Here is a 25381-nt window from a genome sequence, read left to right on the forward strand (position 1 = left end):
CTTTCGCAAATTCTATCCTGGGCAAGCTCGTGCCCTTTCACGGGTTAGGTGGTCCCGGCTCGATTTGCAGGCAAGCTGAAAATACGCCATCGATAACTGCACATTTGCAGCCCCAAGGACTATTTCCCGCCGTGACGATGCCTTCCATAGACTGGAGCGACTATCAGGCCTTCCTAGCCATCGCCCGGGCGGGGCAACTGGCGGGCGCAGCCCGTGCGCTGGGGGTCGATCCGACCACCGTGGGCCGCCGCCTCCGCCGTCTGGAAGCGGCGCTGGGCATGCGTCTGTTCGAGCAGACCCGCAGCGGGCAGGACCTGACCGAAGCAGGCGAGGCACTGCTCGCCACGGTGGAGGCCATGGCCACCGCCGCCGGGCACATTTCCGAACAGGCCGAGCGCGGAGACGGCCTTTCGGGCACGCTGCGCATCACCACTTCGGAAGGGTTCGGCTGCTGGTTCCTCGCCCGCCACCTACCCGCCTTCCAGGCCGCCCATCCGCGCCTTGCCATCGATCTCGTAGCCTCCAGCGGCTTCCTCAGCCCGGGGCGGCGCGAGGCCGATGTGGCGATCATGCTCTCGCGCCCGCGGACCGGGCCGCTGGTGGCGCACAAGCTGTCCGACTACAGACTCGGGCTCTACGGCAGCCGCGATTACCTGAGCGCCCACGGCACCCCGCAGCGCCCGGCAGACCTGCTCGAAGGCCACGGCCTCGTCGGCTACATCCCCGACCTGATCTACGCCCCCGAACTGCGCTATCTCGACGAAATCCACGCCGGCCTGCGCGCCACGGTCCGCTCGCCCAGCATCACCGCGCAGCAGAGCCTGATCGCCAGCGGCGCCGGGCTTGGCGTGCTGCCCTGCTTCATGGCGGAGGACGATCCCCGGCTGGTGCCGGTGCTGCCCGAAAGGCGCATCCTGCGCAGTTTCTGGTTCGTCACACACCAGGACATCCGCAAACTGCCCCGCGTCGTCGCTTTCCGGCAGTGGCTTGACGAAACCGTCAGGCGCATGGAGGGAGTATTGAAGCCCTGATGCCGCCGCACCATACCGACAGGATGACAGACTCAGTGACGATCACGACTTTCGACCCGGCCGAATTCCGCAAGGTGCTTGGCAGCTATCCGACCGGCGTCTGCGTGATAACCGCGCTCGATGAAGACCGCCCGGCGGGCATGGTGGTGGGTTCGTTCACCTCCGTCTCGCTCGATCCCCCGCTGGTGGGCTTCTTCCCCGACAAGCGCTCCACCTCGTGGCCGCTGATCGAGAAGGCGGGCCACTTCTGCGTCAACGTGATGGCCAGCGATCAGGGCGACGTCTGCCGCGCGGTCACCGCCAAGGGCGCCGATAAGTTCGTCGGCGTGGAATACACGGTGTCCGCACACAATCTGCCGATCATCGCCGATTCCATCGCGGCGATCGAATGCCGGCTCTATTCGGTCACCGAAGCGGGCGACCACTGGTTCGTGCTGGGAGAAGTGCTGCGCATGGAAACCGTGCGCGAAGACGATCCGATGCTGTTCCACAAGGGCCGCTACGGCGGTTTCGCCGAGCGGATGTGATCGCGGGCATGCCGGACTTTCGCGTCGAACTGGCGGGGGGTGCGCTGATCGGCGTTCGGCGCGAAGGGACCGGCACGCCGCTGGTCTTGGCCCATGGTTTCGGCGGATCACGGCATGACTGGGAGCCGGTGATCGCGGCCCTGCCCCCAGATTTGCCGCTGATTGCCTACGACGCACGCGGCTTCGGCGAATCTCCCGGTGAACCCGGTGTACCCTTCTCCCATGCCGACGATCTGCTGGCGCTGCTCGATGCGCTGGATGTGGAGCGCGCAGACCTTTGCGGTATTTCGATGGGTGGCGGCAATGTATTGCACTTCGCGCTCGATCATCCGGAGCGTGTGCGGCGGCTGGTTCTGGTGAGCCCACTGATGCTCGGCTGGTCATGGACGAGTGACTGGATCGACCGCTGGAAGACGATGGGCCGCGCTGCCCGCGCCGAAGACTTCGGCACCGCGCGCGATCTCTGGTGGCATCATCCGCTGTTCGACAGCACCCGCGAAGTTCCGGAAGCGGCGGCGCACCTCAGGCAATCGATAGCGGCGTTCCCCGGCCGCCAGTGGGCGCAGGATGACCAGCGCCCGGAACTACCGGAAGTGGACCGGTTGACCTCGCTCTCCGTGCCGACGCTGCTGCTTACCGGCGCGCGCGATACTGAGGATTTCCGCCTGATCGCGGATCTCATTGCGGCAACTGGCCAGGATGTGACGCGCATCGACCACGCCGATGCGGGTCACCTGCTCAACCTGGAAATCCCGGCCACACTGGCCGGAGAGGTCGTGGAATTTCTGGCCTAGGGCACTTCGGCACGGACAACCCCGCTTCCGCTCATTCGACCGTCATCCCGCTGGATACCCGTCCCGCTCAGGCTGAGCTTGTCGAAGCCCCGGCGACGTAGCGCTATGGTACCATCCTTCGACAAGCTCAGGATGAGCGGAGTGCGGGAAGGCAGCGGAGTTCTTCGTTTTGCTGCTCCCTGAGACCACTGCAGAAAACCGGGATCACGCGGCGGAATTGCGCTGTGCCGACGGGCGAGGAAACTTGCCCCCGGGTCGTGGACAATCGGGTATTGTATGCCAAAATTCAGCCCTTTGGCATGCAGGCCGATTGGTTGGAGGTTTTCGCGGTGAATGCGGTTTCCCATGGCACCGTCCACGAGGCTGGTGAAGATCTTCAATCGGCCCTGCAATCGGACCCCAAGATCCTGCTTTTGTGGGAAAATCTGACGCCGCTTGGCCGGAACGAATTCATCTGCTGGGTGGAAGACGCAAAGCAGGCGAAGACGCGCCAGCGCCGTATCGAACGGACTTGCGAGGAATTGCTGGAGGGCAAGAAGCGGCCATGCTGCTGGGCCGGCTGCATTCACCGCACCGACAAGGCGCCTAGCCGGTGGCAGCAAGCAGTGCTGATCGACAAACAGAAGAAAGCGCCAAGAGCGGAGGCTAGCCTCCGGCTGTCCGGAGCATGGCCCTTGGTCTCTATCCTTCGACAAGCTCAGGATGAGCGGCGTGTGAGACGCCATTAGGCCTCGTCGCTGCGAGCATAGCGCAGCAATGACGAGGATGCGACGGGGCCGGAGAACTCTCCGGCCCCGCGCTCAGATCAGAACTTGCCCGAGATCGAAGCACCGATGACGCGCGGTTCGTTGAACACGGCCGCCATGTAGTTCTCGATCACACCCTTGAGGTTCTTCTCATTGGTGATGTTGCGGGCGAAGGCCGCGATTTCGTACTGGCCACCCGGAGCCGAGTAACCAACCTTCAAACCGCCCTCGAAGTCACCGTCGGAGTAGAACTCCTTGGTCTTGTAGAGCACGAAGTTCGTGTAGCCCTGCAACATCCAGTCGGTCGAGGCGAAGAGCGAGCCGCCGTTGCCCAGCGGCACGTCGTAGCGGGCGGTGATGTTGGCGGTGTACTTCGGCGCGTTGGGCAGCGGGTTGCCGTCGATCTGCGCGAAGACGCCCTTGCCGGCCACCGTGATCGTCGGGTTCTCGACCGTGCAGACCACCACGCCGTTAAGCGCGCAGACCTGTGCGTAGACGTTCTTGTCCTTGATCTCGGTGTGCAGCAGGCTGAGACCGGCGGTCAGCGTCAGGTTCCGCACCGGCCGCGCTTCCAGTTCGGCTTCCATGCCGTAGGCCTCGGCCTTGTCGGCATTGAACAGCACGCCGTTGCCGTCGGCATCGTTGCCGTTGAGCTGGATGTCCTTCACCCGATACGCGAAGCCCGAAAGGTTGAAGCGCACCTTGTTGTCGAACAACTGGGTCTTGATGCCCGCTTCACCCGAAAGGATCGTTTCCGAATCCGCCGTGGTGAAGTCCGTGTTGAACACCGCCGAACGGCCCTGAATGGTCGGGCCACGGAAGCCGGTGGCGACACGGGCGTAGACGCTGACGTCCGGGTTGACCTTGTAGTTCAGGCTGACGTCCCAGCTCGGCTTCTCGTCCGACAGGCGCACATTATAGCGGCCCTTGTAGGTCACCACGCCGTCGACGGTGTCGGCGGTCTTGATGAGGCGCGTCTTCTTGGTGTCGTTGGTATAGCGCGCGCCGGCGGTCAGCGTCAGGCCGTCCACCAGTTCGTAGCTGCCCTGGCCGAAGAAGGCCCAGCTGGTGTTGACGTTGCGCAGGCGCACCCAGTTGTTGGGGTTGTTGGCCGGCGGCGTCAGGAAATAGGCGCGCTGGTAGAAGTCGGTAATGTCACGCGAATCGAACCACATCGCACCGACCTGCCACTTGAAGCGCGTGGCGCCATTGCTGGCGAGGCGGAGTTCCTCGCTGAGCTGGTCGAGATCGCGCACATTGCCCTGCGACTGGCCGAAGCCATTGGCCACGCCGTTCACCGGGAAGTTCGCGCCCGCGCCGCCATCGGTATCGCCGCGGCTGTAGCCCGAGGTCGATTCCCACGCCGTGATCGAGGTCAGCGTGACCGCCCCGAAATCGAGCGCAATGCGGTTGGAGGCACCGTAAGTGTCATAGGCCTGCGGGTTGTTGTGCGCTTCGTCCAGCGCCACTTCGTCGCGCGGCGTGTCGGACACGTCGTTCGAGCCCTTGGTGAAGGCACCGCGATGGAAGATCGTGGAGGTGCCCTCATACTTGCGGGCGTGGAAGCTGGTCAGCATCGAGAAATCGCTGCCGGTCGGCGCGAGCAGGAGCTGCACGCGCGCGTCACGCTCCTCGAAGCCGCCCATTGCGTCCTTCTTGGGCGAGACAGTGCCGTCGGCGCTGGGGCCGTCGTAGGTGTTGTCCACCCAGTCGTCGCGGCGCTGGTAGAGCGCGGAAACGCGAACCGCCAGCACGTCCTGAATGATCGGGCCGCCCACGCCGCCGTCGAACGAGACGGTGTTGTACGAACCGTAACTGGCATTGGCACGGCCGGTCCAATGGTCGGTCGTGGGCTTGATCGTGTCGAACTTGATGATGCCGGCCGTGGTGTTGCGGCCGAACAGCGAACCCTGCGGACCGCGCAGCACTTCCACCTGATCCATATCGAAGACCGGATTCGACTTGAGCACGACATGCTCCAGAACCACGTCGTCCTGAATAATCGACACCGGCTGCGAGGCGCCGAGGTAGAAGTCGATATTGCCAAGGCCGCGAATGTAGAAGCGCGGGAAGATGCGGCCCGTGGTGGTTTCGGCATAGAGGCCCGGTACGCGGCCCGACAGCGCAAGGATGTCATCGCCGGCAGCCTGGAACGTGCGGAGCTGATCGCCCGAAACGACGCCGACCGAAACCGGCACGTCCTGAAGATTCTCGCGGCGGCGCTCGGCGGTCACGACGATTTCGCCGAGGCCCTCTCCGGCATTGGTTTCGGCCGCTGCGTTGGCGCCGGCGTCCTGCGCCAGGGCGGCATCGCTCAGCCCAAAGGCGCCAAGGCCACAACCAAGAAGAAGCGCGGTTCGGATGGTGAAAATGTGTCGCACGCGGATAGCCCCTTTGGGTAAAATCGAACGGCGCAGCTATAAAGGGAGGGTGACGCTGTCATTACAAGAACTTGTTGCGCATGGCTCAACCGGCGATTCTGCGCACGATTTCGCAGAAGGCGATGCAATTGAGCAACGCTTTCCGCTGGTGATGCAGATTGAACGGGATGAACGCATTTTCATGCGCGCAATTGCGGCGCCGAGGCCGCAATTGCGCGCAGATCTTCAGAACTTGTAGCTGATCTCCAGTCCGTAAGTGCGCGGCTCACCCACGGCGGCGGCATTGTGGCCCAGCGCGGCGGCGAGCGTCATGCCGCCGACGAAATAGGCCTTGTCGGTCAGGTTCTTGGCAAACAGTGCCGCCGAGAAATCCGATCCCATGATGCCGTTCCAGTCGAGCCGTGCGTTGACCAGCACATAGCCCGGCAGCTTGGTCCCCGGCGCGATCGAGTCCGCCGCGTTCGAGAAGTACTGCGCGGTCTGCCCGTAGAGATCGCCGCGTAGCGAGACCTGTCCCGCGTCCTCTGCGACCGGCATGAAGACTTGCGCATAGGCGGTGCCGGAGAACTTCGGCGTGTCACCCACCGGACCGTAGGAATAGGGCGTGCCGAACAGTTCGATATGCCCGTCGGTGAACGTGGCATTGGTATAGGCTGCCGAACCGCCGAGTTCGAGCCATTCGGCCGGGCGGATATTGCCCTGCGCCTCGAAACCCCAGATCCGCTGCGACGGCACGTTGGCAGTCACCGCGATCGAGGCGAGGCCGCCGGGGCCGTCCGGATCGGGAAACTCCACGCGCTGCACGTCCTGCACCCACTGGATGAACACGGCGCTGGCGAAGTTGGCGGGACGGCCCATGACCTGCCCCGCGAACTTCAGGCCGCCTTCGATATCCTGCGTGTGTTCCGAATTGAACAGGTTGCCGCCATCGGTCGCGGTGGCGTTGACCGGCGGGGCGGCGCCGTTGAAGCCGCCCGAACGGAACGATCCGCGCGTCTTGAGATAGGCGAACCAGTCGGACGTGACCTTGTATTCCAGCCCCACTTCCCATGACGGATCGGAGAAGGTCTTGTGCTGGTCCGGCGCGCCGTAAGTGTAGGTCGCACCGGGAAGCTGCGCGATCGAGACGCGTTCCCAGGTATAACGCAGGCCGCCCGTCAGCTTGAGGTCGGTCACCACTTCGTACGAGACCTGCCCGTAGACGGCATCGGTCTTGTTGCGGATGCGGAAGTTGTTGGTGACGTAGCTGGGCGGGATGATCGGCGAAACGTCGAAATAAGTCTGCGGCCAGAGCGTGTCGCTGCGCTGGCGCTGCATGTAGTAGCCGACGATGTAGTCGAGCCTGCCGTCCAACGTATCGCCGACAAGCTGGAGTTCGTCGGAGACCGAGCGGACCTTGAGTTGGTTGCCGAATTCACCCGCCGGGGCATTGGCGGTCAGGATCGTCACGAACGGCGCGCCGAGTTGCGGCTGTTCGGAGCGGGTTTTCGAATCCGACCAGCCGAAGATGTTGCGCAGCTTGGCGCTGTCGCTCAGTTCGAACTCGGTGGTGTTGGTGACGAACCAGTCCTCGCCGTGATGGCTCGCCCCGCCAGGATGCCGCGTCTTGTAGGGCCCGATGCGGCGCTGTTCGTTCACATAGTCGATCAGGCCGGGCGCGTAGGCGTCCGGGTGCGCGGCCAGATAGGCGTTCCACGCCCCCGGCCCGGCGATCGCGTCCAGCGAGGGTCCGAACAGACTTCCGGCCCCGCAGGTGAGCGCAAAACCGTTGTTGGTCTGGCCGCAGGAATAGACGCTGTAAGTATACGAAGCGCCGGTATTGGTGCCGCGCGTGTTGGTATATTGCAGCATCGTGGTGTTGCTGATGGTGTCGGTCGGCTTGATCGTCAGCGTTCCGCGGCCGCTCTCGCGGCGGATGTCGCCCAGCCGCTCGTCATTGAGCAGGTTGCGGATATAGCCGTTCTTGTGCAGCAGGTCGAAAGCGCCGCGCAGCAGGATCTTGTCCTCCAGCAGCGGCACGTTCAGCATGCCCTCGCCTTCCCACGTATCCAGATTGCCGACGCGCCCACGCAGCGAGGCCTCCAGCTTGTCCGTGGGCTTGGCGGTGTTGTAGAGCACCGCGCCGCCGGTGGCATTGCGGCCGAACAGCGTGCCCTGCGGGCCCTTCAGCACCTGCACGTTCGCAAGATCGTAGAACGAGGAGGCGCTGTTGATCGTCAGCGGCACTTCGTTGAGATAGGCGATCACCGCCGAGGGCGAGCCCGAGAACGTGTCCGCCGTCTGCCCGCGGATCGAGTATGTCAGCGAGTTGTTGCCCTGAGTCTGGCGGATCGTCAGACCCGGGGCGACGCGTTGCAGGTCGGAATCGGTCCTCACCCCGCGCTCGACCAGATCGCTGCCGCTGAGCGCGGTGATCGCTGCTGGCACGGTAGACAGGCTTTCGTCGCGCCGCCGCGCGGTCACGACGATATCGCCTTCGTGGACCGCCACGCCGCCGGACGGCGCCTGCTGCGATTGTGCGTAAGCGCCGTCCGCTCCGGACAGCACCGTTCCAGCCGCCAGCGCGGCCTTCAGCCAGTTCCTCATGTTCCCTCTCCTCCCCGGGAACGGCATGGCGCCGCTCCAAGCTTGCCGCCACAAGTCGGCTGTCTTCGCCCCTTTGCGGGGTCTTCAGCCGTCGAGCCGCTCCATCGCCGCGAATGCCGCGGTGCGAGCGTCGAAAATCTGCTCCAGATGGTTGACCGGATCGCCCACTGTCACGCCGCCTTCCACCGGGATCACCGCGCCGGTCATGTGGCGAGAACGGTCGCTGGCAAGGAACAGCGCCACTTGCGCCACGTCATCCGGCTCGCCGCGCCGCTTGATCAACTGGTTGGAGAGGTAGACCGCGTTCACCCCCTCCTCGATCCGCGCGGCAAGGCCCGTGTCCGCGCCCTTCTCGCCGAAAGAAGACAATTCGGTGCGCACATGCCCCGGCACGATGCAGTTCACCCGGATGCCATGCCGCGCCAGATCGATGGCCGAGGACTTGGAGAACTGGATCAGCGCCGCCTTGGACGCGCGATAGGTCATCATCGCATGGCCTGCGAGGGTGCCGGCGATAGAGGCATTGTTGAGGATCACGCCGCCTCTGCCCTGCCTCGCCATGATCCGCGCCGCATTGCGCGTACCCAACATGGGCCCGAGCACGTTGACGCGCATCACCCGGTCGAAATCCTCCAGCGTGTCGTCCAGAAAGCTGGGAAACGCGCCGCAGGACATGCCCGCATTGTTGAACAGCACGTCGATCCCGCCAAAGCGAGAGATGGCAGCCTCGATCATCGCCTCCACCGCTGCCGGATCGGATACGTCGGTGCGCTGGTAGACCGCCGAAGCGCCCAGCTTTTCCGCCAGCGCCTCCCCGGCCTCGTCGGCGATATCGGCGATGACAACTTTCGCCCCCTCCGCCGCGAACAGTTCCACGGTGGCGCGGCCGATGCCGCTGGCGCCGCCGGTGACGACGGCAACTTTGCCCGCAAGTTCCATCAGCGCGCCTCGAAGGTGATCGGCAGCGACTCGATGGTGCGCGTGGCGACGGTGGGCGTGTAGCGGATCGCGCTTTCGGGAATGGCCAGCTTCAGGTTCTTCATCTGCCGGGCGATCTCGCGCGCGGCCACCTTCACTTCCATGCGCGCCAGCGCCAGCCCGATGCAGCGGTGCGGACCGCCACCGAAAGCCACGTGGCGGCCGAGATTGGGGCGCGTCAGGTCGAACTTGCGCGGCTCCGGGAACACCGTCTCGTCATCGTTGCCCGATCCGTAGACCAGCAACATATGCGCATGGGCGGGGATCGTCGTGCCGTTCAAGGTGACTTCGCGCGTGGTCATGCGGCTGAGCGCGCGCACCGGCGGTTCGGCGCGCAGGTGCTCCTCCACGAAGCGGTTGAGCTGGCGATCGTCGTCGGCCACGCTTTCCAGCAGTTCGGCCATGCCGGGGCGCGTGGTGAGGACGTAGAACAAGTTGCCGATGGCGGTCGCCGTGGTGTCGTTGCCCGCGATCAGCGTGGCACGTACCAGCGAGACGGCCTCTGCGAACGTCAGCTTTTCCTTGCCGCCATCCTCATTGGTGACTTCGGCGTGGACCAGATCGGAAAGCATGTCTTCCGAAGGGTTCGCCTCGCGCTGTTTCATCTTGGCGATCAGGTATTGCTGAAGCTCCGCGATCTGCGCGGCATTGGCCAGCATCGTCTCGCGGCTCTGCATCGCCCCGATCTGCGCGGTGACCGCGACCGACCAGCGCGAAATCTGCTCTTCCATGCCCTGATCGAGCCCGAGCTGCTCCACGATCACGCGAATGGTCAGCGGGATCGCGATGTCCTTCACCGCATCGCACTGGCCATCCCCGCGCGCCACCACATCGGCGATCACCCCGCGCACCACTTCGGTGATGCGCGGCTCCAGTTCCTTCACGCGGTGCGCGGTGAAGGCCTGCTCCATCAACTTGCGGATGCGCGTGTGATAGGGCGGATCGGACATGATCGCGTCCGGGAAATAGCCCCCACCGTGCTCTTCGAGGTAGGCCTGAAACTCCTCCCGCATCCCGCGCGCCTGCTGTTCGGAATAGCCGTGCTTGACCGAGAAGGTCACCGGGTCCGACTGGATCTGCGAGATATCCTCGTGCCGCGTCACCAGCCAGGAACCGAGCCGCTCGTCATAGTGTATCGGATCGCCGTGGCGCATGGCACGATAGAACTGGTTCGGCTGCGCCTGGATCGTGGTATCGGCCAGCGAACCGCTATCGAGCAGCGCCTGTTCCTCGGGGGTCAGTTCCCGCCGTTCGCTGATCCGGTCTTCGCTTGCCTGTGTTGCCATTTAGCCTGTCCCGTAAAATGATGCTGCGGTCATAGCCGCCTCTTGTCATCTTCTATGGACCGGGCGGCGACGGCCAGCCATGCCCGCCCTCGAACCAAGGCTTGCCCCGAGGGGAAGGATCAGTACCCCGAGGCAGGCGCCACGGTCACTTCCAACCCGTCCAGATCGTCGTTCATCTTGATCTGGCAGCCGAGGCGGCTGGTGCCCTTCATGACGTCCGCCACCATATCGAGCATGGCGAATTCCACATCGTCGGGTTCGCCCACCTCGTTCCACCATTCCTGCGCGACATAGACATGGCAGGTCGCGCAAGCACAGCCACCGCCGCAATCGCCCATGATCCCGGCAACACCGCGCGAACGCCCCAGTTCCATCAGGCTAACGCCGTCATCCACATCGGAAAATTCGTGCTTCACGCCGTCGATGTCGGTCATGGTGACATGAAGGTTGCCCATAAATCCGGCCCGGTCCTCTTCGTTTGATTTTCACACGTGATGCCGCAGCCGGGGGGCCACGCAAAGCGCTCCCCGTGCCCTGCGACTTGCCCCAGCGGGAAAACCGCCCCCGCGACGTACCTACAGGGACCAAGCCCACTGCCCGGCCCGTCATTTGCCGCGCCCCTCGCCGCTCTTAACCTGTGATCCAAGAGCCACGAGGACATCGGTGGCCGGAAGGAGAAAAACCGTGGGACGGACACTGATCCAGAACGCCACGATATTCGACGGGACAGGCAAGCCAACGGTCAAGGGCGACCTTGTAGTCGAGGGCAACCGCATCACCTCGGTCGGCACCGCCACGGTGGCCCAGCCGGACGACATCACGATCGACGCCAGCGGCATGTTCCTGATGCCCGGCATGGTCGAAGGCCACGCGCACCTCTCATTCGAGAATGTCTGCGCGACCGAGGACCTGATCACGCCCAGTCCCGAAACACAGGTCTTCACCGCCGCGCGCGGGGCCAAGGCCCTGATCGAGGCAGGCTTTACCTCTGCCTACGGCGCGTCCGAGGCGAAGCTGAAACTGGCGGTCGCCGTGCGTGACGAGGTCAACGCCGGCCGCATTCCCGGCCCGCGCATCCGTGCCGGCGGCCTTGAAATCTCCGTCACCGGCGCGATGGGGGATGAGAGCAAGCTGCACAACCCGCGCATCGGCCCCTCCGCCATCGTCGACGGCGTGGAAGAGATGCGCAAGACCGTGCGCCTCCACTGCCGCGAGGGGATCGACAACGTGAAGCTCGATGTCTCGGGCGACCCGTTCTACCCCGGCACCCCCGGCAACACGACACCGATGACGTTCGAGGAAGTGCGCGTCGCCGCCGAAACGGCCCACGCCTATGGCCGCAAGATCAACGCCCACACCCGCTCCATCGAAGGCTCCAAGCACTGCGTCCGCGCGGGCGTGGACGGCCTGTTCCACTGCGAATACGTGGACGAGGAGCTGTTGGACATGATGGAGGAGGCGCGGGACCGCATTTTCGTGGTGCCCACCGTCGGCCTCTTCGCGCAGATCATGGCGGGTGAGGCTTCGGCGCACGGCCTCTCGCCCGAAGTCGGCGGCTACATGAACATTCCGGACCTGCTGGAAAACTCGCTGAAGACGCATACCGAACTGCGCAAGCGCGGCATCCGTCACCTGATCGGCGGCGACTACGGCTTCGGCTGGAGCCCGCAGGGCACGCAGGGGCGCGACCTCAAATCCTTCGTCGATTTCTACGGCTACACCCCGGCCGAGGCGCTGGTCTGCGCCACCCGCAACGGCGGCCTCGCCATGGGATACGGCGGCGAACTCGGCACGCTGGCGTCGGGCAAGCTGGCCGACCTGATCCTGGTCGACGGCGACCCGCTTGCGGACATTTCCATCCTCGCCGGGCCGGAAAAGGTCGCCTTCGTGATGAAGGATGGCGTGGTCCAGAAAATCAGCCCCGCCCTCGCGATGCGCGCGAACACGCCGACGCTCGAAGCGGCGGAATAAGGAGCCTCAGAATGAACGTCGCCACCGGAACGCTGCAGCCCGGCGAGGCCCGCTGCCCCGCCGAATCCACGCAGGACATCATCGCCGCAGACCGCAACGCTGCCCCTGCCTGGGCTGCCAGCGAAAGCTACCACTACCTTGGCAGCGAGGACGTTTCCAAGGAACGCTACACCGATCCCGCCTTCGCCAAAGCGGAGTTCGAGCGGATGTGGACGCGCACCTGGCAGATGGCCTGCCGAGAGGATCACATCCCCGAAGTGGGCGACTATTACGTCTACGACATCGGATCGTACTCGTTCGTCGTCACCCGCTGTGACGATGATGAAATCCGCGCCTACTTCAACGCCTGCCTCCATCGCGGCACCAAGCTGAAGCCCTCCGGCACGGCGGGCTTCGCGGCAAACCTGAAGTGCCCGTTCCACGGCTGGACCTGGAACCTCGACGGATCGCTGAAGGAAATCCCCGAAAAGTGGGACTTCGCCCATACTGCCACGCAGAAGATGTGCCTGCCCGAAGCTCGAGTGGAGCGCCTGGGCGGCTTCGTCTGGGTCAACATGGACCCCGCCGCGCCCGGCCTTCAAGAGTACCTCGGCGCCGAGGCCCTAGCCCATCTCAAGGCGTGGAAGCTGGAGGATCGCTACATCTACCTCCACGTCCAGAAGAGCTATCCGGCCAACTGGAAGCTGACGATGGAAGCCTTCATGGAGGCCTATCACGTCGGCGACACCCACCCGCAAGTGGCGCCCGCCAATGGCGACGTGAACTCGCAGTACGATGTCTACGGCGATCACGTGGACCGCTTCATCTCCACGCTCGGCGTGGTCAGCCCCAAGCTGCGCGACAAGTACAGCGAGGCGGACATCATCGCCAACTTCACGCTGGGCGACAGTTCCTCGCTGGGCGGCAGCAAGCCCGAACTGAAGGCGGGCGAGCGCGCGCGGCAAGTGATGGCGGACATGTTCCGCGACATGTTCGAGACGGCAACGAACACCGATCTCAGCCACGTTTCGGATACCGAGCTGCTCGATACTTACAGCTACACGTTCTTCCCGAACCTGTTCCTGTTCCCCGGCATCTCGCTGCCGATGATCTACCGCTTCCGCCCCGACGCGCGCGACCATCGCCGCACGATCTACGAAGTGATGTTCATGCGGCCCAAGCCCAAGGACGGCAGCGAGGTGGAAACGGCCGAGGTCGAGATCCTGCAGGATCACCAGTCCTTCGCGGAGGCGCAGGGCATGGACCCCGGTTTCGGCCATATCCTCGATCAGGATACCGACAACCTCTACGCCCAGCAGGAAGGTCTGGAAGCCAGCGCCAAGCCGGGCATCACTCTGGGCGACTATCAGGAAGTGCGCGTGCGCCACTTCGAACAGACCATCGACAAGTACATGGCGCTGCCGCCCTATCATCCTGATTTTAGGGTCCTTCAACGCTGATGACGTTTTCATTATCGGGTTGCACCGTTTTCGTGGCCGGCGCCTCCTCCGGGATCGGCGCCGGTTTCGCGCGCGCCATTTCCGCTGCGGGCGGGCGCGTCGTGCTGGGGGCCCGACGGGTGGATCGCTGCGCTGAGCTGGCGGCGGAACTGGGCGAAGCGCTGGCGGTCGAACTCGACGTGACCGACGAGGTTTCGGTGCGCGCCGCCTTCGATGCGGCAGAGGCCCGGTTCGGCGTGATCGACGGCGTGATCTGCAATGCCGGCGTGGGCACCGGGGGCCGCTCCACCGATGTGCCGGAAGACGGGCTGCGCCGCGTGCTCGATACCAACCTGCTCGGCGCAATGCTGGTCGCGCGCGAGGCCGGACGACGATTGATCGCGGGCGGCTGTCGCGAGCATCAACGCGGGCGCGTGGTGCTGATCGGATCGATCACCGCACAGCAGAACGGCACTGGCGATGCGATGTATGCGGCCACCAAGGCGGGTCTTGCCCACCTGGGCCGACAGCTGGCGCGCGAATGGGTGCGGCAGGGGATCAACGTCAACACCCTGCAACCCGGCTGGATCGCCACCGAGATCAACACGGACTGGTTCGCCAGCGAGCGCGGACAGGCCGACATCGCCGGCCTCCACCGCCGCCGCCTGCTCGATGCCGAGGCGCTGACTCCGATGCTGCTCTACCTGCTTTCCGACGCCTCCGCGCAAGTGACGGGCGCGACATTCACGATCGACGACGGGCAATCACTATGACGAGTAGAGGTGCGCTCCAAGGGCTGACCGTGATCGAAACCGCCGAGCGAGTGAGCGGCGAATATACCGGCAAGCTGCTGGCCGATCTCGGCGCCGAAGTGATCAAGGTGGAGCGCCCCGGCGGCGCTCCGACGCGCGCGATGGGACCTTTCGCGGCGGGGGAATCGACCCTGTTCGCCTACCTCAACACCAACAAGAAATCGGTGGTGCTGAACCTTGCCGATGCGGCGGATCGCAAGGTGCTGGACCGCCTGCTGGCGCGCGCCCACGCGCTGATCGACGATCACGACGCGGGGTGGTCCCGCGCCATGGGCCTGACGCCCGAAGCGGTCTCTGCCGCGCATCCCGCGTTGGTGCACACACAGGTCACGCCGTTCGGGCAGGACGCGCCGGAAGGCTGGCAATGCGCCCGTCCGATCAACGTCATCGCCGCCGGCGGCTGGGCCTATCACAGCCCCAGCGAAACGCCTGCCGACAAGCCGCCGCTGAAAGGTGCGGGCCGCTTCCTCTCCGACTACGAAGCCGGGATCGACGCTGCACTGGCCACCATGGCCTCGCTGCTGCGCCTGCGCCGCAAAGGTCTGGGGCAGTTCGTCGATATTTCCGAAGTGGAAGTGCAATTGAACCGCATCGACTGCGTGCTGGACCGCATGCTGGCGGGCGAGGCCGAACCCAGCGACGCGCGCACCGCCTACGACATGGGCGGCCCCGGCACGTCCTTCGCTTGCCGCGACGGGCATGTTTTCCTGCTGATGACCAGCCGCGCGCACTGGAAGGGACTCTGTGCGCTGATGGGCGATCCGGCATGGACGCAGGAACTGCGGGAGGACTGGCTGGAGTTCGATTGCACGCCGCCCAATGTCGCCAAATTCCGCGAACACTTCACCGGCTGGATCGCCCGGCAGGACAAGCATCCGATTACCGAGGCCGCACAAAAGGCAGGCGTCGCCATGGTGCCGGTCCAGACCGCCGACGACCTGCCCCGCCACGAACAGTTCGTCCATCGCGGCTTCTTCCAGCAGGCGGTGCATCCGGCGTTTGGGGAAGTCTCCTATCCCACCGCCGCCTACCGCATGAGCGCCACGCCGGTCCGAATTCGCTCTGCCGCGCCGGAACTGGGCGCCAGCCGACAGGAGGCGGGAGCATGATTGGTTTCACGCGGAGGCGCGGAGACGCGGAGAAGAAAAGAGAAGTAGGAAGGTTGGATTCGCGCAAAGGCGCAAAGGCGCAAAGGAGTCACGCTGCGCCGCAGGCTTCCTCATCTTCCAAACACTGCGGCACGCGCCATCGTCGCAACGTAAAGGGCTTCGCCGAAAACACGACATCTTTGCGCCTTTGCGCCTTTGCGCGAATCCCCTTCTCCTCCCTCTTCTTCTCCGCGTCTCCGCGCCTCCGCGCGAACCCAACCCTGGAGCGCCACCATGCCGCTTCCTGACCGAAAAGGCCCCCTCTCCGGCATCCGCGTCGTCGAACTCACCAAAGTCTGGGCCGGCCCCTACGCGGGCAAACTGCTCGCGCACCTCGGCGCGGAAGTGATCAAGATCGAATCCCGCTCCAACCTCGACGAGATGCGCGCCTATGGCGGCGTGGACATCGACGCCGCCCCCTATTTCCTGTCGATCAATCAGGAAATCCTCTCGGTTCAGGTCAACATGAAGACCGCCGAAGGGCTGGACCTCGTGAAGCGCATGATCGCAGAGGCCGACATTCTGATCGACAACATCCGCCCCGGCGCGATGGAACGGTCCGGGCTCGATTACGAAAGCATCAAGGCGATCAAGCCGGACCTCATCCAGTGCTCGATCAAGATGTGGGGCAGTGACGGCCCGCTGGGTTATCAGACCGGCTACGCCCCCTGCTTCGCCGCGCTCTCCGGCCTTACCGCGCTGGTGGGGCATGAGGGCGAAACGCCCAAGGGCATGAACATCCGCTACGGCGATTCCACCGCCGGCGCCCTTGCCGCACTCGCCTGCGTGGCCGCGCTCCACCACCGCGAGAGCACCGGCGAAGGTCAGTTCATCGACCTGTCGGCGGTGGAAGCGATGACCAGCCTCGTCGGCGACAGCCTCTTCGCCGCCAGCGTCACCGGAGAAGTGCCCAAGGCCGATGGCAACTACCATCCGGAGATGGCCCCGCACGGCTTCTACCCCAGCGGCGAGAACGGCTGGACAAGTATCGCGGTGGCGAACGAGAGGGAATGGCAGGCACTCTGCGACACTCTGGGCGCCCCTGCCCTCGCCTCCGATCCGCGCTTCGCGACGCTGGCGGATCGGCTGACCAATCGCGCCGAACTCGATGCCGAACTCTCCACGCTCACCCGCACGCACGATGCCGCGGACTTTGCCGAAAAGCTCAGAAATGCAGGCGTTCCGGCGTTCCAGGCGATGAGTTCGCTGAACTTGTGCTCGGACGGTTTCCTCTGGGGCCGCGACGCCTTCCGCATGGTCAGCGATCACCGCAACGGCACCCGCCCGATCATCGGCCCGTCATGGCGGATCAGCCCCGAAGGCCCCTTGGTCGAACGCGGCGCGCCCCTGCTGGGAGAGCACAACGGCTACGTCTACCGCGAGCTTCTGGGCTTGTCGGAAAGCGAAATGGACGATCTGATAGCCCGCAAAGTGATCGACTGAAGTCGGTCCGAAGTCACGCGGGAGGGATCAGATGAAACTCGCATTCGCAATGCCGCACATGCTGGAACTCAAGGCGACGATGCAGCCATGGGAACTGGCCGTCACCGGCGCGGACCAGACCGCCCTTGCCAAATGGGCGGAAAAACTCGGGTTCGAGATGATCGCGGTGCCCGAGCATCACGTGATCCCGAAGCGGCATGTCGACCTTTCCGGCCCGTTCTACTTCAACGCCTATACCGCGATGAGCCACTTCGCCGGCGCCACGGAGCGGGTGCGGGTCAATTCCTGCATCGCCATCCTGCCCGCGCAGCACCCCATCGTCACCGCCAAGGCGCTGGCAACGATGGACTGGCTGTCCTCCGGCCGCGTGACGATCACGTTCGCGGTCGGATGGCTGGAGGACGAATTCGCCCTGCTCGGCATCCCCTTCCACGAACGCGGCGCCATGGCGGAGGAATACATTCAGGCGATCCTTGCCCTCTGGACCCAGGAAAACCCGGAGTTCGAGGGCAAATACGTCTCCTTCCGCGATGTCGCTTTCGAACCGAAGCCGGTGCAGAAGCCGCATATCCCGGTGTGGTTCGGCGGCGATGCCGATGCCGTGCTGAAGCGCACCGCGCGCTATGCGCAAGGCTGGTGGCCGTTCCTGACCAAGCCCGAGACCATCCCCGACAAGATCGACTTCATCCGCTCACAGCCGGACTACAACGAGCAACTCGCGGACGTGTTCTATGGCATCTCCACCGCCCGCGTCGGCGAAGGGCACAAAGTGCAGGACGATCCCTCCGCCCGGCCCGGCCAGACGAAGCAGGAACTGATCGACCGCCTGAGCCATCTTGCGCAACTGGGCGTAACGTGGAGTTCGGTGCCGATCCCGCCGCTTTCCGGCGTCGATGCCTACCGCGATTACACCCAGTGGATCGCCGAGGAGATCATGCCGGCCGTCTCCTGACCGCTGCCACGATCAATACGCCGCACTGCTTGACGCGAAAGCCCGCGCACCGGACTTCTCATCCCAACGAATGGGAGAGAAACGATGAATCCACCGCGGCCAAGGCCGAAGCTGGACCAGGAAAACACGGCGTTCTGGACGGGCGGCAGCGAAGGCAAGCTGAACATCGTGAAGTGCGGCGATTGCGGTGAGTTCACCCATCCCCCGCGCCTGCTCTGCCGCCACTGCCAGTCCGAGAATATCGCGGCCCACGCAGTGCCCGGTACCGGCGTGATCGACAGCTTCACGGTGAACCACCAGCCCTGGGCCAAGGATCTGGAAGTCCCCTATGTGATCGCCCGCGTAAAGTTGGACGGCGCGCCGGGGGTCTACCTGACCACCAACATCGTGAATTGCCCCGTCGATGCGGTCGATTTCGAGGACAAGGTCCGCGTCGTGTTCGAGGAGCAGGACGGCATTTTCTACCCCCTCTTCGAGAGGACCGTCTGATGGCCAGTACGGAAGCCTATATCACCGGCCTCGGCCAGTCCGAAGTCGGCGTGCGCCTGCCGCGCCATCCGCTGCTCTTGACCGTCGACGCCGTGCGCGAGGCACTGGACGACGCGGGGCTGACGCTCTCGCAGATCGACGGCGTGTTCACCTACCCCGGCAAGATGAACGGCTATACCGCCTTCTCTCCCGTCAGCAGCGACGATCTGATCGAAGTGCTGGGCATCAAGTCCAAGTGGCACCTCGGCGCTGCCGAACAGCCCGCCCAGCTTGCCGCCATCGGCGCGGCGGTGATGGCGGTGAAGCAGGGCCTCGTCCGCCACGCGATCTGCTTCCGCACCGTGTACGAGGCGGGCGGCATGGCCGATCCGGGCACCTATATGTCGGGCGCGCGGCAAGACACCGTCACTGGCTCCTCGGAGTGGACCAGCCCGTTCTGGGCCACGTCCGCCGCCTGCTGGACCGCACAATACGCCGCGCGGCACATGCACCGCTATGGCCTGACGCGCGAACAGCTTGGCCAGATCGCCATCAACGGTTCGAAGAACGCGATGCGCAACCCGCGCGCAAGGGCGATCACCAAGGAAGAGCTGACGCTCGACAAGTACATGTCCGCGCGGATGATCACCACGCCGCTGTGCCTCTACGATTGCGACCGTTTCTCCGATGCCTCCACCGTGGTGATCGTTTCGGCCGGCGATGCGCTGGGCGACGTTAAATCCACGCCCGTCCGCGTGGCCGCGATGTCCGGATCGGTCGATCGCTACTCGTGGGATCAGGTGGAATGGCCCGCCGCCTACGAGACCGGCGCCGACCTCTGGACGCGCACCGACTACACCGTGAAGGACGTGGACACCGCCCAGTTCTACGACGGTTTCGCGTTCCTGCCGATCACCTGGCTGGAGGGCCTTGGCTTCTGCGAAAAGGGCGAAGGCGGCAAGTTCATCGAAGGCGGCACACGCATCGCGCTGGACGGCGAACTGCCGCTGAACACCTTCGGCGGCCAGCTGGGCGCGGGCCGTCTCCACGGCTTCGGCTTTGCCCATGAGGCGGTGAACCAGCTTCGCGGCACGGCGACCGGCCGGCAGATCGCCGGTGATCCGAAAGTGGCCGTGGCGACTTCGGGCGGCGGTCCGATGGCGGCGGCGCTGCTGCTGGCAAGGGATTGAGGGCTCCGGCCTCGCAGGCTCTCCTCCTGCGAGGCCGGGGATGGCTTTCGACGTTACTTCAACACCAATATTCTCGGTGCCCCCGCGCAGGCGAGGGCCCCGCGTCTCTGCGTGAACCCCATAATGCGACGGCAGGGCGTCGGGTCTATTGTCGCTTATCCGCCGAGGCACTTGCGCCCCTCGTGGATTCGATTTTTCCTCGTCATTGCGAGCGTAGCGAAGCAATCCAGAGCAGCCCGAACCGGCTCTGGATTGCTTCGCTACGCTCGCAATGACGAAACATATGTTGGGATGAGGCCAATCACGCCTCGCGGCTGGTCGGGAATTGCCCCGCCAAACCCTCAGGCCACGGTTGAAACCGCGACCTTCTCCGTCAACTTGCGCGGCGCCCGATGCCGCTTCAGCCCGATCAGCGGGCGCAGCGGGCCGATCTCGCGGCCGACGAGGTAGAACAGCCAGGATCCCCCCGCCACACTGAAGCACAAGGTCAGGAATTCCGGCAACGCTGTCAGGCCCATGTCGCGGATGCCGTAGCTCACGAAGACCATCACTGTCTGGTGGGCGATATAGATCGGGAACACCGCCTCGACCAAAGTCGCGCGCCACTTGCTGTCGAAGTTCCAATAGCGGTCGGCAATGCCGAACAGCGCGATCACCGTGCCCCAGCATTGCACCGACTTGGCGAACGACAGCGGCTGTTCCCATGCGGCGGGCGTGGGCGTGTTGCCCGGCCAGAGCAGGGTATCGCCGATCACCCAGGCATAGCCGAGAACGGCCAGCACCAGCGCCAGCTTCCACTGCTTCGCAATGGCCTGCCGCATCGGTTCGGACCCGCGCAGCAGGAAGCCGAAGAGGAACATGCCCATGTAATGAAGGTGCGCGGCGCGGTCCACGAACAGGCTGTGGATGTCGGTCCAGCCGTCGTAGAACATGCGGACCGCGAAGATCAGGCCGATGCCCAGCGGCAGCAGCGCCGGGCCGGACAGCAGCTTTTCCGACTTGTCGCGCAACCATGTCCGCCATGACGCGGGAAGGAACATCAGCCCCGCGCAGAGCACCAGCGTGTAGACCAGCAGGTAGATGACGAACCACAAGTGCATGGTCGCGGGCAGGTCTTCATTGCCCACTTTGCGGAAACTGAAGGCGTCGTGGAACAGGAAGTAGCCGTAGCCGTGCTCATAGCCGCTGTTGATCAGCCCCATGTAGGGCTGCGGCGGCACCACCACGGTCAGGCCGAACAGCAGCGGAATGCCAAGGCGCATCAGGCGGCTTTTCAGGAAGACCCTGTTGTTGCCGTCCTTCTTCAGCAGAGCCGCGCTGGCATAGCCAGAAATCGCGAAGAGCAAGGCGAGCCGCCAGGCGCTCAGGCCCAGCAGCGGCAGCTCGGCCCAGCCGATCACGCCGCGCGTGGGTGTCTGGTATCCCCAGGGGGTGAACGAGAAGCCGACATGGTAGAAGATCAGCAAGACAAAGGCGCCAACGCGCAGCCAATCCATTCCATAGTGGCGTTGCGTCGGGGCGGGCTTCATCATTCTCCATGGGGGATGGGACGGGCCCCATCCAGCGGGAACCCTGCTCATTCCGGGCTCACTTAGGGATTGGTACCCCCGGTCGCAATGACGGGGTTGTATCGTTCTGTCGCGTATACGGCGCGGTTTCGCGCAGTTTTCGCATTCGTCGCCCTATAGCACATGTTCCCGGCAAATGCATCCGGATCCGACCAGACTTTGCTTGGTGGCCTTCGGAGCATCTCGCATTATCGTGCGATGACCGTGCTCTCACCCCGCCCCACGATGGATGACGTCGCCCGGGCGGCCGGGGTTTCCAAGAAGACGATCAGCCGCTTCATCAACAATTCGCCCGATGTCAGCACGGCCATGCGCGCCCGGGTTGAAGCAGCGATTGCGGCGCTGGGTTTCGTGCCCAATGCGCAGGCCCGCGCTCTGGCGCTGCGGCGGACTTTTCTGGTTGCGCTGGTTCACGACGGTTCGGATCGCGGCATGCGCGAAGCCGTCGAAAGCGGCATGTTGCATGCCATGGAAGGCAGTGAACTGGCGCTGGTACTGCGCCCGCTGGAACGCGACGAAGCAGCCGGTCTGCGCGCCTTCATCGATCGCCACACACCCACAGGTGTCGTGCTGCTGCCCCCTCTGTCCGAACGGGAGGACCTTGCCGCGATCTGCGAGGCGGCCGGTGTGCGCTGCGCACGATTGGGCCGGGTGCGGGGCGAGCATGACCCTACCGGCAACGAGGCCTGCGATGATCGCGGTGCGATGGCCGCGCTCGTCGGGTGGCTGTTCCGGCAAGGTCACCACCGCATCGGTCTGGTCGGCGGGCCCGAAGCCTCCCTCACCGCCCGGCAGCGCGAACTCGGATACCTTGACGCCATGGCCGATCACGGGTTCGACCGGGGTCTCTCGCTGATCGTGACGGGAGACTATTCCTTTGCCTCGGGCGCCGAAGCCGCACAGTTGCTGCTGGAACTTAGCCCCCGCCCCTCCGTGATCGTGGCCTGCAATGACGAGATGGCCGCCGGGGTTATCGCTGCCGCGGCGGCGACTGGAATTGCGGTGCCGGGCACGCTTTCGGTGGTGGGCTTCGGTGATACGGCGATTGCAGCGATGACAGCGCCGCCACTCACATCGATGCATGTTCCGTGGGCAGAAATGGGCCACGACGCGGCAGCCCGCGTTTCCGGCGGCCTGATCGACCCGCTGCCCGATCCGTCGTTCGAAACCGCGATGGTGCTGCGCGGATCGGTGCAGGCCAAGCTCGACTACGTCAGGACATCGGCATCCATGCCGGAGGCCATGCGGCGCTGACCCCGCATCCTATGCACTGGCTGCCGCATTGGCCGCGCGCAATTCCTCCAGCGTGAAGCCATTGGCGGGCATGCACTGCTGCACTTCGATCACATTGCCCTCGGGATCGTAGCCATAGAGCGTGCGGACATGGCCGACGTCCACGAAATCGCGGTCATTGAAAGTCATGCCGCAGGCCTTGAGATGGACGATGTCCTGCGCGATATCGGTCACGTCGATGCACATATGCGTGTAGCCGCGATCGTTGGGGCGCAGCGGGCGGTCGATATCCGAAGCCGGTGCCGCATATTCGAAAAGCTCCAGATAGCATTGGCCCGCGCGCAGCATCACGCCCTTGGCGGCGGAGCCCGGCACATCGACGATCAGGTCCATCACCGGCTCGTCCGACCAGCCGAATCCCTCGTCCACCGGCTCGAAGCCGAAAGCCTCGCAATAGAAACGCTTCATCCGGCCGATGTCGCGGCAATTGACGCCGACATGGTGGATACCCCTGATCATGGCCTGCTCTCCCGCATTTTCTTGAGCGGGAATATTGGCCTGCACCGTGACTGAGGCAATCGCCGCGACTTGTCCCTCCCGGAGCAATCGGAAGTGCGTCCGGGTGAAACATGCTGACGGCGGCAACTTTTGCCTATTAGCACGGGCTTTACCTTTGCCATTTACGAGATCGGGGGAATTCCCGGAGGACTCTTCCGCCACCCGATCGAGGATTCGCCTGCTTGTTCCATGCTCCTATCCGGAACCCGGCGCCTGAAACGTCGGCATTCGGAACCACCCTGACAACCGATTCCACCCTGTTCGCCGAGGCGACCCGCCTTGTCGGCCTGGGCGCGTGGTCCTGCGACCTTGCCTCCGGGCAATTGTCATGGACGGCGGAGGTGTTCGACCTCTTTGGCCTGCCCAACGACCGCCGGATCGACCGGCGCGAGGCCGTGGCGCTCTATGGTGAGGAATCGCGCGAGACGATGGAGCGCCTGCGCGCCCACACCATCGCCACCGGCACCGGCTTTGCCATGGATGCGCAGATCCGGCGTACGGACGGCAGCACGCGCTGGATCCGCCTGACAGCCGCTGCGCGCACGGAAAGTGGCCGCACGGTGGCGCTCTACGGCACTAAACAGGACGTGACCGAAGAGCACGCGCGCTGGGAACGGCTGCGACGCATGGCCGAGAACGATCCGGTTACCGGCCTGGCCAACCGCGCCCAGTTCCAGGCCCGTTTTCTCGATCTGCCCGAGGACCACGCCGGGCTGCATGACATCACCGCGCTGGTGCTGTTCGACCTCGATTCGTTCAAGCAGCTCAACGACCGCTGGGGCCATGCCGCCGGAGACGCCTGCCTCGCCACCTTTGCCCAGCGGTTGCGACAGGCCTTTCCCGAAGCGCCACTGATCGCGCGCATCGGCGGTGACGAATTCGCCATGCTGCTTTGCCCGCGCACGCCGTGTGCGGAAGGGCTGCTGCGGCTGCAATTGCCCGCCGTGCTCGCCCCGGTCTTGTGGGACGGACAGTTGCTGCCGCTCGGCGCCTGCGCGGGGATCGGGCTTGCCCTGCCGGGCGCATCGCTTGATCCGGAAGCGCTGTTCGTGCGGGCCGACACCGCGCTGTACCGCGCAAAACGGCAGGGCGGCGGGCATCTCTGCACCGGGGACTGAGGCGGCGCCCCTGATGCAGGAACCCGTCCAGCGGATTAATACCGGCTCAATATTGGCGGTGAACTAGCAACTCAAAGGCTCGTCGCCCCCGCGAAAGCGGGGCCCCGCTTTGCTTGTTTCACGCAGAGACGCGGAGGCGCAGAGAAACCGCGCAGCAAGCCACCGTCCTCTCTGCGTCTCTGCGTGCCAAAAAGAACAAGCGGGATCCCCGCCTTCGCGGGGATGACGGGCATAGGGGGTAGGTTGCTGATTTAGCGCCTACCCCCATACTCGCATTCAACCCTGCTCAGGCTCGACCCAAGTGGTGCGCGTGACGCGCGGGCTGAGGTACTTCGTTGCCGTCCAGCCGCCATCGACCACGATCGACTGGCCATTGATCATCTCGCTGCCGGGCAGGCAGAGGAACGCGATCACCGAAGCGATATCCTCGGGCAGAGCAAGGCGCGGATAAGGCGTGGTCTCGACGTTGGCGCGCTTGAAGCCTTCGTCCTCGAAGCGGTGGCGCACCATGTCGGTCATCGTCACGCCCGGGGCCACGCAGTTCGAACGGATGCCGCGCGGGCCATATTCGCAGGCCATGTGCTCGGTCAGCGACTTCAGGCCGCCCTTCGCCGCCGAATAGGCGCCGCCGCGACGGCCGCCGATATGGGCGAAGGTGCTGGTCACGTTGACCACGCTCGAACCTTCCGAAAGGTGCGGGATCACGTCGCGGCAAAGCCGGAACGGGGCGACCAACATGATGTCGAGGAAATCGTCCAGCGTCTCGTCGTCGGTCTCGTCGAGCGGCTTGGGACTGCCAACACCGGCATTGTTGACCAGCGCGTCGATGCGGCCGAAGCGGTCGAGCGTGGCCTTCACGATCTGCCCCGGCGCGGCCGGGTCGGTCAGGTCGGCCGAGATCGCCAGCACATGGTCGGGATTGCCGATCTCCGCCTCCAGCGTCGCCAGCTTGTCCTTGCTGCGGCCGACGCCGACGATGGCGAAGCCTTCGGCATGGAGGATCTTCGCGGTTTCGAGCCCGATGCCGCTGCCCGCGCCGGTGATGATCGCCGTTTTCATCGCATTCCTCTCAAGTTCGTCTTTCCCGCCCGGCTAAGCGCGTTCGGGGCGCCGGATAAAGCCTGACTGCGCGGGCAGCGATGCTTGATCGTCGCTGCGATAAGCGCCTCCCCT

At 64.8% G+C, this 25381-nt stretch carries 23 protein-coding genes; 15 read left to right on the forward strand and 8 right to left on the reverse strand.

The window, feature by feature from the left end; translation table 11 throughout:
* The first annotated feature begins 137 nt into the window (after window positions 1-137).
* The 4 genes from AC1VVM_RS14600 (at window position 138) to AC1VVM_RS14615 (ending at window position 3080) form a co-directional block, all read left to right on the forward strand.
* Window positions 138-1031: a LysR family transcriptional regulator gene (locus tag AC1VVM_RS14600; RefSeq protein WP_482956359.1), complete on the forward strand. Its 894-nt coding sequence runs from the start codon at window positions 138-140 to the stop codon at window positions 1029-1031.
* 35 nt (window positions 1032-1066) lie between these two features.
* Complete coding sequence (locus tag AC1VVM_RS14605; protein WP_482955293.1) at window positions 1067-1558, forward strand: flavin reductase family protein; 492 nt, start codon at window positions 1067-1069, stop codon at window positions 1556-1558.
* Window positions 1559-1566: 8 nt separating this feature from the next.
* Entirely contained in the window at window positions 1567-2352 is a 786-nt protein-coding gene (locus AC1VVM_RS14610; protein ID WP_482955294.1) for an alpha/beta fold hydrolase, read from the forward strand.
* Window positions 2353-2609: 257 nt separating this feature from the next.
* A complete protein-coding gene (locus tag AC1VVM_RS14615; protein WP_482955295.1) occupies window positions 2610-3080 on the forward strand; it encodes a YdeI/OmpD-associated family protein in 471 nt (156 codons plus the stop codon).
* A 77-nt stretch (window positions 3081-3157) separates the two neighbouring features.
* Here the strand turns inward: AC1VVM_RS14615 and AC1VVM_RS14620 are convergent, their stop codons facing one another.
* Window positions 3158-5479 carry a TonB-dependent receptor gene (locus AC1VVM_RS14620; RefSeq protein ID WP_482955296.1) on the reverse strand — a complete coding sequence of 774 codons (2322 nt, stop codon included), beginning with the start codon at window positions 5477-5479 and terminating at the stop codon, window positions 3158-3160.
* A 13-nt stretch (window positions 5480-5492) separates the two neighbouring features.
* On the opposite strand from AC1VVM_RS14620, the gene AC1VVM_RS14625 reads away from it, so the two are divergent.
* The gene (locus tag AC1VVM_RS14625; RefSeq protein ID WP_482955297.1) at window positions 5493-5717 is read left to right on the forward strand and encodes a hypothetical protein; all 225 of its coding nucleotides are present in this window, start codon (window positions 5493-5495) and stop codon (window positions 5715-5717) included.
* Here the strand turns inward: AC1VVM_RS14625 and AC1VVM_RS14630 are convergent.
* The 4 genes from AC1VVM_RS14630 to AC1VVM_RS14645 form a co-directional block, all read right to left on the reverse strand.
* The gene (locus AC1VVM_RS14630; RefSeq protein WP_482955298.1) at window positions 5705-8065 is read right to left on the reverse strand and encodes a TonB-dependent receptor; all 2361 of its coding nucleotides are present in this window, start codon (window positions 8063-8065) and stop codon (window positions 5705-5707) included. The genes AC1VVM_RS14625 and AC1VVM_RS14630 overlap by 13 nt on opposite strands.
* A gap of 84 nt (window positions 8066-8149) precedes the next feature.
* On the reverse strand, window positions 8150-9004 hold the full coding sequence (locus tag AC1VVM_RS14635) for an SDR family NAD(P)-dependent oxidoreductase (protein ID WP_482955299.1): 855 nt from the start codon (window positions 9002-9004) through the stop codon (window positions 8150-8152).
* Window positions 9004-10329 (reverse strand): cytochrome P450, encoded by a 1326-nt coding sequence (locus AC1VVM_RS14640; protein ID WP_482955300.1) that lies wholly within the window; start codon window positions 10327-10329, stop codon window positions 9004-9006. The genes AC1VVM_RS14635 and AC1VVM_RS14640 overlap by 1 nt, the downstream gene beginning before the upstream one ends.
* A gap of 119 nt (window positions 10330-10448) precedes the next feature.
* On the reverse strand, window positions 10449-10784 hold the full coding sequence (locus AC1VVM_RS14645) for a 2Fe-2S iron-sulfur cluster-binding protein (RefSeq protein ID WP_482955301.1): 336 nt from the start codon (window positions 10782-10784) through the stop codon (window positions 10449-10451).
* Window positions 10785-11013: 229 nt separating this feature from the next.
* Here AC1VVM_RS14645 and AC1VVM_RS14650 point away from each other — a divergent pair, with 229 nt between their 5' ends.
* The 8 genes from AC1VVM_RS14650 (at window position 11014) to AC1VVM_RS14685 (ending at window position 19731) form a co-directional block, all read left to right on the forward strand.
* A complete protein-coding gene (locus tag AC1VVM_RS14650) occupies window positions 11014-12300 on the forward strand; it encodes a metal-dependent hydrolase family protein (RefSeq protein WP_482955302.1) in 1287 nt (428 codons plus the stop codon).
* Between the two features lie 11 nt (window positions 12301-12311).
* Window positions 12312-13739 (forward strand): aromatic ring-hydroxylating oxygenase subunit alpha, encoded by a 1428-nt coding sequence (locus AC1VVM_RS14655; protein ID WP_482955303.1) that lies wholly within the window; start codon window positions 12312-12314, stop codon window positions 13737-13739.
* The gene (locus tag AC1VVM_RS14660; RefSeq protein ID WP_482955304.1) at window positions 13739-14491 is read left to right on the forward strand and encodes an SDR family NAD(P)-dependent oxidoreductase; all 753 of its coding nucleotides are present in this window, start codon (window positions 13739-13741) and stop codon (window positions 14489-14491) included. Before AC1VVM_RS14655 ends, AC1VVM_RS14660 begins: the two co-directional genes overlap by 1 nt.
* The gene (locus AC1VVM_RS14665) at window positions 14488-15639 is read left to right on the forward strand and encodes a CaiB/BaiF CoA transferase family protein (protein ID WP_482955305.1); all 1152 of its coding nucleotides are present in this window, start codon (window positions 14488-14490) and stop codon (window positions 15637-15639) included. The genes AC1VVM_RS14660 and AC1VVM_RS14665 overlap by 4 nt, the downstream gene beginning before the upstream one ends.
* A gap of 273 nt (window positions 15640-15912) precedes the next feature.
* The gene (locus AC1VVM_RS14670) at window positions 15913-17121 is read left to right on the forward strand and encodes a CaiB/BaiF CoA transferase family protein (RefSeq protein WP_482955306.1); all 1209 of its coding nucleotides are present in this window, start codon (window positions 15913-15915) and stop codon (window positions 17119-17121) included.
* A 31-nt stretch (window positions 17122-17152) separates the two neighbouring features.
* Window positions 17153-18073, forward strand: coding sequence for a TIGR03619 family F420-dependent LLM class oxidoreductase (locus AC1VVM_RS14675; protein WP_482955307.1), 921 nt, complete (start codon window positions 17153-17155; stop codon window positions 18071-18073).
* 84 nt (window positions 18074-18157) lie between these two features.
* Entirely contained in the window at window positions 18158-18562 is a 405-nt protein-coding gene (locus AC1VVM_RS14680; RefSeq protein WP_482955308.1) for a Zn-ribbon domain-containing OB-fold protein, read from the forward strand.
* Window positions 18562-19731 (forward strand): thiolase family protein, encoded by a 1170-nt coding sequence (locus AC1VVM_RS14685; RefSeq protein ID WP_482955309.1) that lies wholly within the window; start codon window positions 18562-18564, stop codon window positions 19729-19731. The genes AC1VVM_RS14680 and AC1VVM_RS14685 overlap by 1 nt, the downstream gene beginning before the upstream one ends.
* 341 nt (window positions 19732-20072) lie before the next feature.
* Here the strand turns inward: AC1VVM_RS14685 and AC1VVM_RS14690 are convergent, their stop codons facing one another.
* Window positions 20073-21263 (reverse strand): acyltransferase family protein, encoded by a 1191-nt coding sequence (locus AC1VVM_RS14690; protein WP_482955310.1) that lies wholly within the window; start codon window positions 21261-21263, stop codon window positions 20073-20075.
* Window positions 21264-21497: 234 nt separating this feature from the next.
* Here AC1VVM_RS14690 and AC1VVM_RS14695 point away from each other — a divergent pair, with 234 nt between their 5' ends.
* Window positions 21498-22553: a LacI family DNA-binding transcriptional regulator gene (locus AC1VVM_RS14695; RefSeq protein WP_482955311.1), complete on the forward strand. Its 1056-nt coding sequence runs from the start codon at window positions 21498-21500 to the stop codon at window positions 22551-22553.
* Window positions 22554-22562: 9 nt separating this feature from the next.
* Here AC1VVM_RS14695 and AC1VVM_RS14700 read toward each other — a convergent pair whose 3' ends face one another.
* Window positions 22563-23051, reverse strand: a complete 489-nt coding sequence (locus tag AC1VVM_RS14700) for a VOC family protein (RefSeq protein ID WP_482955312.1) — start codon at window positions 23049-23051, stop codon at window positions 22563-22565.
* 221 nt (window positions 23052-23272) lie between these two features.
* Between AC1VVM_RS14700 and AC1VVM_RS14705 the strand changes: the two genes are divergently transcribed.
* The gene (locus AC1VVM_RS14705; protein WP_482955313.1) at window positions 23273-24208 is read left to right on the forward strand and encodes a GGDEF domain-containing protein; all 936 of its coding nucleotides are present in this window, start codon (window positions 23273-23275) and stop codon (window positions 24206-24208) included.
* 276 nt (window positions 24209-24484) lie between these two features.
* Here AC1VVM_RS14705 and AC1VVM_RS14710 read toward each other — a convergent pair whose 3' ends face one another.
* Complete coding sequence (locus tag AC1VVM_RS14710) at window positions 24485-25267, reverse strand: SDR family NAD(P)-dependent oxidoreductase (protein WP_482955314.1); 783 nt, start codon at window positions 25265-25267, stop codon at window positions 24485-24487.
* Window positions 25268-25381: the final 114 nt, after the last annotated feature.

Source organism: Novosphingobium sp. BL-S-33 (assembly GCF_056857025.1).

What these genes read in the sequence shown, in the direction of transcription:
- AC1VVM_RS14600 (WP_482956359.1), top strand. Translation starts at nt 138, where the DNA reads ATGCCTTCCATAGACTGGAGCGACTATCAGGCCTTCCTAGCCATCGCC.
- AC1VVM_RS14610 (WP_482955294.1), top strand. Translation starts at nt 1,567, where the DNA reads ATGCCGGACTTTCGCGTCGAACTGGCGGGGGGTGCGCTGATCGGCGTT.
- AC1VVM_RS14630 (WP_482955298.1), bottom strand. Translation starts at nt 8,065, where the DNA reads ATGAGGAACTGGCTGAAGGCCGCGCTGGCGGCTGGAACGGTGCTGTCC.
- AC1VVM_RS14635 (WP_482955299.1), bottom strand. Translation starts at nt 9,004, where the DNA reads ATGGAACTTGCGGGCAAAGTTGCCGTCGTCACCGGCGGCGCCAGCGGC.
- AC1VVM_RS14640 (WP_482955300.1), bottom strand. Translation starts at nt 10,329, where the DNA reads ATGGCAACACAGGCAAGCGAAGACCGGATCAGCGAACGGCGGGAACTG.
- AC1VVM_RS14645 (WP_482955301.1), bottom strand. Translation starts at nt 10,784, where the DNA reads ATGGGCAACCTTCATGTCACCATGACCGACATCGACGGCGTGAAGCAC.
- AC1VVM_RS14655 (WP_482955303.1), top strand. Translation starts at nt 12,312, where the DNA reads ATGAACGTCGCCACCGGAACGCTGCAGCCCGGCGAGGCCCGCTGCCCC.
- AC1VVM_RS14660 (WP_482955304.1), top strand. Translation starts at nt 13,739, where the DNA reads ATGACGTTTTCATTATCGGGTTGCACCGTTTTCGTGGCCGGCGCCTCC.
- AC1VVM_RS14665 (WP_482955305.1), top strand. Translation starts at nt 14,488, where the DNA reads ATGACGAGTAGAGGTGCGCTCCAAGGGCTGACCGTGATCGAAACCGCC.
- AC1VVM_RS14670 (WP_482955306.1), top strand. Translation starts at nt 15,913, where the DNA reads ATGCCGCTTCCTGACCGAAAAGGCCCCCTCTCCGGCATCCGCGTCGTC.
- AC1VVM_RS14675 (WP_482955307.1), top strand. Translation starts at nt 17,153, where the DNA reads ATGAAACTCGCATTCGCAATGCCGCACATGCTGGAACTCAAGGCGACG.
- AC1VVM_RS14680 (WP_482955308.1), top strand. Translation starts at nt 18,158, where the DNA reads ATGAATCCACCGCGGCCAAGGCCGAAGCTGGACCAGGAAAACACGGCG.
- AC1VVM_RS14685 (WP_482955309.1), top strand. Translation starts at nt 18,562, where the DNA reads ATGGCCAGTACGGAAGCCTATATCACCGGCCTCGGCCAGTCCGAAGTC.
- AC1VVM_RS14690 (WP_482955310.1), bottom strand. Translation starts at nt 21,263, where the DNA reads ATGATGAAGCCCGCCCCGACGCAACGCCACTATGGAATGGATTGGCTG.
- AC1VVM_RS14695 (WP_482955311.1), top strand. Translation starts at nt 21,498, where the DNA reads ATGACCGTGCTCTCACCCCGCCCCACGATGGATGACGTCGCCCGGGCG.
- AC1VVM_RS14700 (WP_482955312.1), bottom strand. Translation starts at nt 23,051, where the DNA reads ATGATCAGGGGTATCCACCATGTCGGCGTCAATTGCCGCGACATCGGC.
- AC1VVM_RS14710 (WP_482955314.1), bottom strand. Translation starts at nt 25,267, where the DNA reads ATGAAAACGGCGATCATCACCGGCGCGGGCAGCGGCATCGGGCTCGAA.